The 9286-nt window shown below is 42.9% G+C and carries 13 protein-coding genes; 6 read left to right on the forward strand and 7 right to left on the reverse strand.

What is annotated here, in order from left to right; all coding sequences use genetic code 11:
* Positions 1-25: 25 nt before the first annotated feature.
* From ACIFQN_RS34570 to ACIFQN_RS34580, 3 genes are all read right to left on the reverse strand, one after another.
* Positions 26-184 (reverse strand): hypothetical protein, encoded by a 159-nt coding sequence (locus ACIFQN_RS34570; RefSeq protein WP_429837585.1) that lies wholly within the window; start codon positions 182-184, stop codon positions 26-28.
* Between the two features lie 30 nt (positions 185-214).
* On the reverse strand, positions 215-640 hold the full coding sequence (locus ACIFQN_RS34575) for a hypothetical protein (protein WP_429837586.1): 426 nt from the start codon (positions 638-640) through the stop codon (positions 215-217).
* Between the two features lie 503 nt (positions 641-1143).
* Entirely contained in the window at positions 1144-1302 is a 159-nt protein-coding gene (locus ACIFQN_RS34580) for a hypothetical protein (protein ID WP_429837587.1), read from the reverse strand.
* Positions 1303-1403: 101 nt separating this feature from the next.
* On the opposite strand from ACIFQN_RS34580, the gene ACIFQN_RS34585 reads away from it, so the two are divergent.
* The gene (locus tag ACIFQN_RS34585; protein WP_429837588.1) at positions 1404-1562 is read left to right on the forward strand and encodes a hypothetical protein; all 159 of its coding nucleotides are present in this window, start codon (positions 1404-1406) and stop codon (positions 1560-1562) included.
* A 32-nt stretch (positions 1563-1594) separates the two neighbouring features.
* Here ACIFQN_RS34585 and ACIFQN_RS34590 read toward each other — a convergent pair whose 3' ends face one another.
* Positions 1595-1960, reverse strand: a complete 366-nt coding sequence (locus tag ACIFQN_RS34590) for a BC1872 family protein (RefSeq protein WP_429837589.1) — start codon at positions 1958-1960, stop codon at positions 1595-1597.
* A 1077-nt stretch (positions 1961-3037) separates the two neighbouring features.
* Between ACIFQN_RS34590 and ACIFQN_RS34595 the strand changes: the two genes are divergently transcribed.
* Positions 3038-3556 (forward strand): DUF3231 family protein, encoded by a 519-nt coding sequence (locus ACIFQN_RS34595; protein WP_429837597.1) that lies wholly within the window; start codon positions 3038-3040, stop codon positions 3554-3556.
* A 198-nt stretch (positions 3557-3754) separates the two neighbouring features.
* Here ACIFQN_RS34595 and ACIFQN_RS34600 read toward each other — a convergent pair whose 3' ends face one another.
* The gene (locus ACIFQN_RS34600) at positions 3755-4162 is read right to left on the reverse strand and encodes a hypothetical protein (protein WP_429837590.1); all 408 of its coding nucleotides are present in this window, start codon (positions 4160-4162) and stop codon (positions 3755-3757) included.
* Positions 4163-5300: 1138 nt separating this feature from the next.
* On the opposite strand from ACIFQN_RS34600, the gene ACIFQN_RS34605 reads away from it, so the two are divergent.
* Complete coding sequence (locus tag ACIFQN_RS34605; RefSeq protein ID WP_429837591.1) at positions 5301-6122, forward strand: DUF6492 family protein; 822 nt, start codon at positions 5301-5303, stop codon at positions 6120-6122.
* A gap of 377 nt (positions 6123-6499) precedes the next feature.
* Here ACIFQN_RS34605 and ACIFQN_RS34610 read toward each other — a convergent pair whose 3' ends face one another.
* On the reverse strand, positions 6500-7513 hold the full coding sequence (locus tag ACIFQN_RS34610) for a hypothetical protein (protein WP_429837592.1): 1014 nt from the start codon (positions 7511-7513) through the stop codon (positions 6500-6502).
* Positions 7514-7885: 372 nt separating this feature from the next.
* Here ACIFQN_RS34610 and ACIFQN_RS34615 point away from each other — a divergent pair, with 372 nt between their 5' ends.
* Together ACIFQN_RS34615 and ACIFQN_RS34620 are read left to right on the forward strand one after the other, a co-directional pair.
* Positions 7886-8107: a hypothetical protein gene (locus tag ACIFQN_RS34615; protein WP_429837593.1), complete on the forward strand. Its 222-nt coding sequence runs from the start codon at positions 7886-7888 to the stop codon at positions 8105-8107.
* A 105-nt stretch (positions 8108-8212) separates the two neighbouring features.
* Positions 8213-8374 (forward strand): hypothetical protein, encoded by a 162-nt coding sequence (locus ACIFQN_RS34620; RefSeq protein WP_429837594.1) that lies wholly within the window; start codon positions 8213-8215, stop codon positions 8372-8374.
* 12 nt (positions 8375-8386) lie between these two features.
* Here ACIFQN_RS34620 and ACIFQN_RS34625 read toward each other — a convergent pair whose 3' ends face one another.
* Positions 8387-8515: a hypothetical protein gene (locus ACIFQN_RS34625; protein ID WP_429837595.1), complete on the reverse strand. Its 129-nt coding sequence runs from the start codon at positions 8513-8515 to the stop codon at positions 8387-8389.
* 167 nt (positions 8516-8682) lie between these two features.
* On the opposite strand from ACIFQN_RS34625, the gene ACIFQN_RS34630 reads away from it, so the two are divergent.
* Positions 8683-9216 carry a cysteine hydrolase family protein gene (locus ACIFQN_RS34630; protein ID WP_429837596.1) on the forward strand — a complete coding sequence of 178 codons (534 nt, stop codon included), beginning with the start codon at positions 8683-8685 and terminating at the stop codon, positions 9214-9216.
* Positions 9217-9286: the final 70 nt, after the last annotated feature.

The following is a 9286-nucleotide window of genomic DNA, read 5'->3' on the forward strand; positions in this document are numbered from 1 at the left end:
GACCATAATCACAATTTCTCTAATTCTACATACCACCGTTTTCATACTCAAAAGCTTTTTCTAATTTAAGCGAAAGAACTACTTCCGGGTCTTTTTCACCATCTTCGAAAGCGTCTGCCATCTCGTTCAATACGTCTGCCTGATCTCGCAGATAGCGTATGAAGTCTTCACGTTTTACTTTCATCTTGACCACCTCATCACAATTTCTCTTTTGTTAAATTGACGTTTCCTCTTGAAACAAGGGCTTTGTTATTCGCTGTAATTCTTGATATTGGGATTCAGTGAGTTTGGTGTCCTCTAGGTGCATTGCCCAAGCTGTTAGTGAACCAACAATTCCGTTGATCATATTTTTCAAACGATTTGCTTCATCCTCTGCCTCAGATGCTCGCTTGATCCAGTACGGCAACGCGGTGCGAGATTCCGTGATAAAGCTGATATCTGCTTCTTCATAGTAGCAATCGGGATTCAGTACAATTACCCCTTCTGATCTTCCTGGATGTTCTTCAACCTTTCTCCAGATGATAAGTCCTTCATCGTCATCTGCTTCTGGCTGCAACTCCCACGGTCCCGGCGTAGCTGCTTCACATATTTTCAAATCATTCACTGCATCTCGTTTTTCCATACCACGTCCTGATTGCATCTCGTTCTCTCCTTAAATTTACAGTTTTTCAAAAAAATCAGTTCCATTTACTTACTAGAAAATTAGAATAGAAGTAAATAACCTTTTAGGAGTAATCAAATGGATTTTACTTTATCGGTGGTCCTTTTATTGTTATTAGGTATCTTGTTTCTGATCTTGGGTTCAGTATTTCAGTATAGGATATATAAAATCATTGGAGTTTTATTTTTTGTAGTTTTTGGATGCTACATGGTATATATGATATGGGCTCTAAGTCAACTCTAGGTTGAACTTTCCTCCTGTAATGTTAAGTTAAATCAGCCTTTATTTTGCTAGTGCTTCCCATGACACCATCTTTCACTAGCCAATTTCCACATTTGCACTGGATGGATAGCGTATCGTAAAACTTCTTTCTCTTCCCAATTGGCATCTTTGCGTCATCTGATCCACAACTTGAGCACTGTAATGTAATCTCTTGCAGCACCTGTATCCCTCTTTCTTATCAAATCGATTGTTTTGAAAAGCTACATGGCAGCCCATTCATTTTTCGGTGCGTAATAAACACCCGTTGACGTTAGAACAAAAACGACGTATTGCCCGTAGTAATTTGGCTTTTCTGATGTACGGAGATATGTTCCGGTTACACCATTTGTGATGTTGCGGAGGATCATGCCTGGAACCATCTTGCTACCTCCCTATTTATCAAATCGTGTGTGCTGTTAATTGTTTTGATCGACCAACATTTGGTACAATTTGAATTATTCCCTATTGAAAGGATGATTCGATGTTGTACTTTATAGGCTTGGTCGCAATATTGTTTTTCCTTAGCTTTTTTAATACGATCAAACGAATCCACGATCAGGATAGATACATTATCCAAGCTGCAATTACAGCATTTTTAGGAGCGTATTTGATTATTCTGATCATCGAGGAAATTAGTTAAATCAAGCCTGTCTATTCAAAATTACCGTTGTGTTAAGCGACTGCTTTTAATGCGGCATTACAGATTGCTTCCTGGGCTGTTGAACCCTTGCCTCTGTAAATTGGTCCGTATGCACTTGTCTCTTCAAAGGTCGCGTACCACACGTCGTAGAAAAACCTGTTTTCAAGCGTGAATGAATGCTCTTTAAGCTTCCCTACCACTTGCCACGCATCGGCGATGTTTTGGAGTGGGTTCCAGACATCGATGTTATCCTTGTCTCTGTGGCCGACTGGTTCTATCCACTTACCTCCACAAAAATCTCCAGTGTCCCAGTACGGTGTGACTCCATCCATCGCAAGCGCCTTCTTCCACCCCATCACCTTCATTGCCAGCGTTTCAATGATCTGTTGCTCGGTCATTATATCTCCCTCCAACTATTCGATATTTCCGAAATGTTCATACCTCTAAAAATGTGAAGCAAACGAAACCTAATCATTTCCAGAAACGTATTATGAAGCAAACAGTATTTTTTAGGAGTTGAATATTTATGTTTGAAATAGTTTTAAACTTGATCTACTCAGTTTTCTCTACAATTGTTGAAATTTGGACTAGACAGAACCCTTGACCTGAGTTTCCTCTTTAACTACTTTGTTAAGCGCATAAAAAATCCAATCAGCAAAAGAAATATCATCACTGCTGTAACGGTCGGGTATTTGTACACGAAACGCCAAAATCGATCTTCAGCGCTCATTCTGGTTCCTCTTCATTATCATCATTTTTAAACCCGTATCCATTACATTGACTGCAATGAACCGTATACCCTAGATCATTTTTCATTGTTCCTGTTCCAAGACATTTTGGGCACATAGCATTTCCTCCTTATCTCCCTAACTATCGTGTTAAATTAACTCGATCGTTTTTTTACACATTTTGTAACTTTTTTTGATACCCCTCGTCTTATCACCGGGGGTGTTTTTTGTGAAGAAGATATGATTATCTTATCGCTGATTTTTGGACTACTACTGCTTCTCGGGATAGGAATTTTAGCCGTACTATATTTCAAAGTTGAGAGCGTGCTGATTATCGATAAAATTGGCTGATTTTATTCGCTACATAGAAGTTTGAAATTACCTAAATTCATGTCGAAGCCTTGATATAACAACGTTTGTATATCGTGTACCAACAGGATTTACATGGAGAGGCGAGCGTGTTAGGCTGATACGCCAAGCGAATCCCTTACAGGCATTGCCTTATTCGCTCTCAATCATGCTCGTAGAGGCTCGGTGTCAATCCGTCTATACTGTTGGTACACCATATGTAACCCTAAAGCCTGTAAGGATGACAGGTGTTTCTCGACAAGTTAATATAATACACATTGTGTAAATTTCCCATCATAAAACTTTCTCTCTTCGCAAACCTTATCTGTGGGTCACAAAGTAAACGTTAGGAGAACCCACATGGATCTTACAACTTTGGTTAATACCGGGAGGACTGTTATGGGCATTCTAAGTGGTAATCCGCAAAATGAACCAATGCATTATGGTGAAATCTTTGGTGTATGGAGTTACCTATCTACAACCAAAGGGTTATTAGTGGCTTATCAAACTTTTATTAACCATACTGGTGACAGCGATCTTAAAAAATTCTTGGAAGATATTACAGTCAGCATGAAACAAGAGATCGAACAAGTTGAAAACCTGCTAAAAGTGAATGGTGTTGGATTGCCCCCATCTCCACCAGAGCGTCCGACCGCAAATCTCGAAAGCATCCCTGTTGGTGCAAGATTCAACGATCCCGAAATTGCTGCTGGCGTATCGATAAACATTGCGGCAGGGTTAGTTGCTTGCAGTCAAGTTATGGGCCAATGTATTCGTGAGGACATTGCGATGATATTTGGTCAATTTCATATGACGAAAGCCCAATATGGCGCTAGGTTACTGCGTATCAACAAAGATAAAGGCTGGTTGGTACCTCCACCACTTCACGTAAATGCTCCAGAACTAGTGCACGCTTAACTATTAGGAAAAGATACTAACTGCAATAACACATTTGGTTTCTTCACTCCCCCCTTTAAGTCCCACTTCCTTAGAGGGGGTTTAATATTTTTTTACAAAGCCTGTCTGCATTGTCTTCTCACAAGTAATGTTAAGTTAAATCACGATTGCTTCATGTCTCAGCAAGCCGTTTTCTGCTGGCTGCATCATCGGCGGGAATCAATCGGCGTGGAGCTGTAGCAGCAGTTTCCCTTTCTTGCTGTATCCCGCCTTATGAAATCCTGCTGCATGGAAGCAACCACCGCGCAAACGCTTCCCCACATAAGTGATAATCCCGTCTTTTGGTGGCTCGCCCCACAGGTGCCTCGTGATCCCGAGTGCCATCACAACCAGATGGCTAGAGAGGTAATCCCCTTCATTGCCAAACAAGGTGCATTCCCAGGCATCCCAACCGTCGTCCCTGATTCCGTGCCATGTCACCCACAAAGCCTTTTCGTCTTCTGTGAGTAGGACCAGATTCTTTCCTGGTCGGCAAAACTGATTGCTACCAGGTTTCTGTCGGGTGTAATGCCGATCAGCCAGAGCCAGCGCCCTTTTGTCGCCTTTATTTATCAGGTTCCACGACATTCCTTTCACCCTCCTGTTTATCAAATCGATTGTTTTGTTTAACTAGGTTCATTTCAAATCCTGCTGCTGAATGGGTTAACTTTAGTTAGCAGACAGATTTGAATATGTGACGTATGTTAAAGTTGCCCGTTGTAAAAATCTTCTTATCAGTTGATGGAACGCCGTGTGCGATGAAAGTCGCCCGCACGGTGTAGGCTCGAGCGAAAACCCTCACAAACAGAAGGGAATAAGTCGAGAATAGCGTTGTCCCAATTTCAAATCTGAAGGTCGATGGAGCATCAAGATCAAGTGTTGTCCTTGGATTCAGTCAAGCTGTGGATGCGACTAGCGTTGTTTTGATGCAATCAATTGACGGAGGAAATAGCTGGTCGCTGTCAAGTGTTCGTTTAGACAAAAACTCATTGTTTGCGATGGTGTTTGGTTTATCGGAAGGAACGACATACCATTTCCAGCTGATTGTTACAGGTGGTAGTAGAGCTGGAGAATCGAACGTTGTTTCTGTTGCCCTCTAGAGTTACCCTATCAACGGCCCTCGGGATAACCCGGGGTATTTTTTAACTCCGGGACTACGGCATTCAGAATTTTTCCCCGTTTATCAAATCGTGTGTTTTGTATTCACTCCGCACTCCTCTAAATGTCTAGGAATATGATGTTAATTAGACTAGGAAGGAGTGAATAGCGAATGGCGTATCCTGCTCAGGCTCCAATGTCTCCACCTCCAAGCTTCATACCGCCAAGACCAACTTACATCCCTTCGCAACCATCGACCTATCTTATCGATTGTGTGTACCAGAACACTTATGTTTGGCTCGTAAATGGAGTACAGTTTTGGTATTATCCGATTAGTGTCGAGTCCCATGGAATTACCGGATATCGATGGAACGGCAGGCAATGGGTGTTTTATGGTATTGATCCAAGGATTATCGATTCTGTTGTATGTTATCCGACTCCTACCCTTTATTAAGGTGTGGGAGTTTTGTACTTAAATCAGCATACAAACACCCATTTTGCAGGATTTCCATATCCGTCATATTCACTCTAAGGAAGAAAATCATATCCTATCTGGAAAGTCGGACACTCTGGCCGACTTGTTCAGACACCTATGCTTGAAACTGCTCAGCGAAAAGGAGTTGAGAAGTTGACACGTTCAGCGAAAATCACCTTCAACAGCTCTATCAAAATTGATGTCCTGATCCCAGCTATTGAGAAAGACCTTGGCACTCTTCCCTATGTCATTGACAGTATCCGTAAACAGGTGAAGCATCCCCTGGGTAAGATCATGGTTGTATCGCCACCAAGCAAGCGAATCCAGGCCCTTTGCCGTCGTAAAAACTGCACCTTCATCAATGAAAGACGCGTCCTACCGATTACAAAAAAAGACATTCACTACCAAACCAAACGCACCAATCGCTCAGGCTGGCTGCTCCAACAATTGTTGAAGCTGGCAGGAGGAAACTTGACCAAGCGAAGGTATTATCTTGTGATTGACGCCGACACTATTCTCATCCGCCCTCATGTCTTTCTCGTCAACGGGAAAACCGTTTTTTACTGCCGGAACTGGAGTCGTCCCGAATATTTTCGCACCTATAAGAAATTACTGGGGACCAAGCCAACCGCCTCGCGCTCTTTCGTTGCCCACTATATGCTGTTCGACAAATCGAAGCTCTCCTGGCTGAAGCGTAAAATTGAGGCCAGGCATAAGACTAGGTGGTACTGGGCGATTATCAAGAAAACCAACAAACAGAGTTATGCCGGCTTCTCCGAGTTCGAAACTTACGGTAACTTCGTGAAAGCTCACTACCCCGGTCATCTAGTTGTAAGAAGTTCCCTTAACAAAAGCTTTTCTTCAAGACCGGCATCACTTACTCGTAAACGAATCATCAGACTGGCCCAGAATTACAGGTCCATCTCCTTTCATAAACGCCGCTGGTATATCCGGAAGATGGGCGTGAGAAAATGAAGAGCTGCCGAGCCCAACTGCTTGTGATGTAAGATAGTCTCAAAACCTTGGCTGAATGTGTCTGCGGCAATCTTGGATTCGTTACAGCGGGTATGCGAATAGAGATGGGCCAAGTGCGAAGTGGGTGAATCATTATACGATTCGAAAAGCTTCAGAGGGCTTGTCCCGTTATGTGAAAGCCTCCGGTCCATTTCGAGTCAACCATATGGAACCTTATCAAAATGAGCATTTTGTTAAATTGCTTGTTCGATATCGAATATGGTCAGCTGATCTGCGGCCTGCTTCGCCTTTTGGTACCTGTCAAATTCCTGAATGCTTTCCATTTACCCAGTCTCGGAAAGGCTTCACATGCGCTGATTGTGGCTTACCTCGTCCGTCTACACCGATCTTCCCTTCTTCCCTGTGAGGTCACGGAACATCATAGCGTACACGTTGCAATCGTATTGCTGCAGCAAGGTGAACCGTTCTAGGTCCTCCTCCATGGTTGTGTCATAGCCGATCAGAGTGTAAAAAGTCAGCTTCCGCTTTCTGATCCCGTATTCAGCGAGCATCCACATTTTCTCCGCGACAACCTTCATCATGTCAAAGCTCATCCGGACCTTATTGTCTGGCAACTCCTGGACCTTCATCGCTTCAGTTGGGATGCCTTTCAATGAACTGTATGTTGGAGAGTTTTCGTCCTTCTCGATGATTTTCGTTTTGATCATCTGGTCAAAGGCGAAGTGCAGTGTCTTCTTCGTCCGATTGAAGTTTCGGAAATCGACGCTGGCTATTGCCTCTGCGTGCTTTGGTGTCAGGATGGTAATATCGTTTGCCTGATTCCAATTGACCGTCAGCTTCCTCTCGCGGATCTCTTCCACGTCTTCAAAGAAAGCAACGTCAGCGAACGAGTTATTGTTGAGCAATACGATGTGGTTGGATTTCGGGTTGATTAACTTCTCGATTGGAGAAACCCGGTACTCCTTCAGCCCTTCTTTTCGCCACACCATGCAAAAACCGCAGCCTACATGACACCTTCGAACGGTAAAGCCGATCCAATAGTCGATTCCGTACAGCTCATAGGACCAGTTCAGGTCCACCAATTCGATTTCTGGCGGTAGCTTCGTCACATTTCCAGGATAAGAGTCCCACCCGGATCCGCCGATCAAAATATCATCAGCAAGCGTTTCCCAGTGCGGCAGGCTTCTTTCGATTAGCTTTCTCGACCAGCTAAAAATCGTTGAGATATACAGCCTGTCTACCCTCTGGCCGTTCCAAGAGTGAATGACTTCATCACCGCTCATCTTGTGGTAACCGTAAATTTTACCGCATGCGATATTGGGGAATTTCTCATGAAGGCCCCGGCCGTTCTTCTCTTTCTTTGTATCGATGTCCAGAATGCCTACTTTCAAAATTTTCACCTCGCTTTACAAAACGTAATTGGTAAAAATAAACTTTTTCACCTCTTAAACGTATATATAAGAGGAAGAGGTGATAAGGTGAATGCTAGAAGAATGGCCTTAATTTTTGCTTGTCTTGGTATTTTTGGTTTGGGTATGGGTCACATGTTTGCTGGAAAAATCCCTAAAGCCGGGATAGGTGGGTTTATTTTCTCGTTTACGTCTCTTATTCTCGCAGTTCTATGCCTCGCGCTTACTTTGCGACAGAAGTAATGAGTAAGCATCAACTTTCCGGATTTAACATAATTACCGTTGTGTATCCATTGATTACCACCCGCAATGTTGAGCTACCAATGTTATTATTCTTTTGAAAGGGTGGTATTTTTGAAAAAATCAACCGACTACTACATACGGCTCCATGCTTCATATCTGGCGGGTATGGATGATCGAAACAGACAGGAGGAGCTTGCAGCTTATGAAACCGTCTACGATCACATGTATGACTTTTTCCGCAGGCTTGACCTATCACACGATCAAGCTTTGTCTGTGATTGATGACTTCCGCACTGACATGTTGGTAGATGGTATCCGCCAGGCCAGCCACTGAGCTGGTTTTTTTCTTTTCCGCACAATTACCGTTTTTTAAGGCAGCCCCCAGTCACGTCTACTGGCCAATGTTTAAGGAGATACTGACAGGTAGGAGGCGATTTCTTTGTTGGACAAAGATTATTATGTTCGTCGTATCGAGCTTGCCCAGGCAGACATTGAGGCTATCACGGAGTCAAACTTTCACAATGCGCATCTACTTATCGACTGTCTTAACAGTAAGATCATCAACTGGAAAAGTGCGGTTGGGGAACTGACCTTCCAATGATCTGCTGCTCGGTCATTCTTCATCATCCTCCGCCAGTATTTTGGCATCTGCCCACTCTGCACCGCAGCGACATACCAGCTCATCACCAACACGCACAGGACCAAATGGACTGTCGCAATACTTGCACTCATAATGCGCCATCGTATTTTCCTCCCCAAACTATTTTGTTAAATAAGTTTCACCAAATCCTGTCTTGAGATTAATTCCTTATAACATTTCAATATTTTGTAATTTTTTGATATGTTAGGAATGCTCGTTGCATTTTATACTTTTCTTGTAGTTACATATAAGGGAAGGGTGATTTGCTTATGAGTAAAAATACTGCCTTACTCATCGTCGATGTTCAAACATTCCTTATCGAGCATGCTTATCAGGGTAATGTCATAATTGAACGTATTGAGAAGTTATTAACGCAAGCTCGTGATTTACAAATCCCAGTCCTTTATATTCAGCATTGCGGTAGAGAAGGTGGGCCATTTGAAATTGGGACCACAACTTGGCAGATACATCCCGCAATCACCCCAAAAGAAGAAGAACCTGTCATTCGCAAATTTGCATGTGATTCATTTCTAGATACAACACTCAGAGATGAACTCGAGTCTAGAGAAATCAATCACCTTGTAGTGGTTGGTCTGCAGACCGAATACTGTATCGACACAACCAGTAGACGTGCAATCTCTTTGGGCTACGATGTTACACTGGTTAATGATTGTCATTCGACTTTCGACGGCACAGTATTAAAGGCTGAGCAAATCATCGCTCACCACAACGCTCTTCTTTCTGTATTTGGCACCGCTAATAATCGAATAACAGTGACCAGTTCAGACACAATTTTTATTTAGGTGAAACCGTACCCTTGTAATTTGCAAGGGTACTTTTTACTTTACATAATAAATTGAAATTACCTAAATT

This window comes from Brevibacillus sp. NRS-1366 (assembly GCF_050467985.1).

Excerpts from the sequence above, each read along its gene's own strand:
- ACIFQN_RS34625 (WP_429837595.1), bottom strand. The coding sequence starts at position 8,515 with ATGGCGCATTATGAGTGCAAGTATTGCGACAGTCCATTTGGTCCTGTG.
- ACIFQN_RS34630 (WP_429837596.1), top strand. The coding sequence starts at position 8,683 with ATGAGTAAAAATACTGCCTTACTCATCGTCGATGTTCAAACATTCCTT.
- ACIFQN_RS34570 (WP_429837585.1), bottom strand. The coding sequence starts at position 184 with ATGAAAGTAAAACGTGAAGACTTCATACGCTATCTGCGAGATCAGGCA.
- ACIFQN_RS34575 (WP_429837586.1), bottom strand. The coding sequence starts at position 640 with ATGCAATCAGGACGTGGTATGGAAAAACGAGATGCAGTGAATGATTTG.
- ACIFQN_RS34590 (WP_429837589.1), bottom strand. The coding sequence starts at position 1,960 with ATGACCGAGCAACAGATCATTGAAACGCTGGCAATGAAGGTGATGGGG.
- ACIFQN_RS34600 (WP_429837590.1), bottom strand. The coding sequence starts at position 4,162 with ATGTCGTGGAACCTGATAAATAAAGGCGACAAAAGGGCGCTGGCTCTG.
- ACIFQN_RS34580 (WP_429837587.1), bottom strand. The coding sequence starts at position 1,302 with ATGGTTCCAGGCATGATCCTCCGCAACATCACAAATGGTGTAACCGGA.
- ACIFQN_RS34595 (WP_429837597.1), top strand. The coding sequence starts at position 3,038 with ATGGGCATTCTAAGTGGTAATCCGCAAAATGAACCAATGCATTATGGT.
- ACIFQN_RS34585 (WP_429837588.1), top strand. The coding sequence starts at position 1,404 with ATGTTGTACTTTATAGGCTTGGTCGCAATATTGTTTTTCCTTAGCTTT.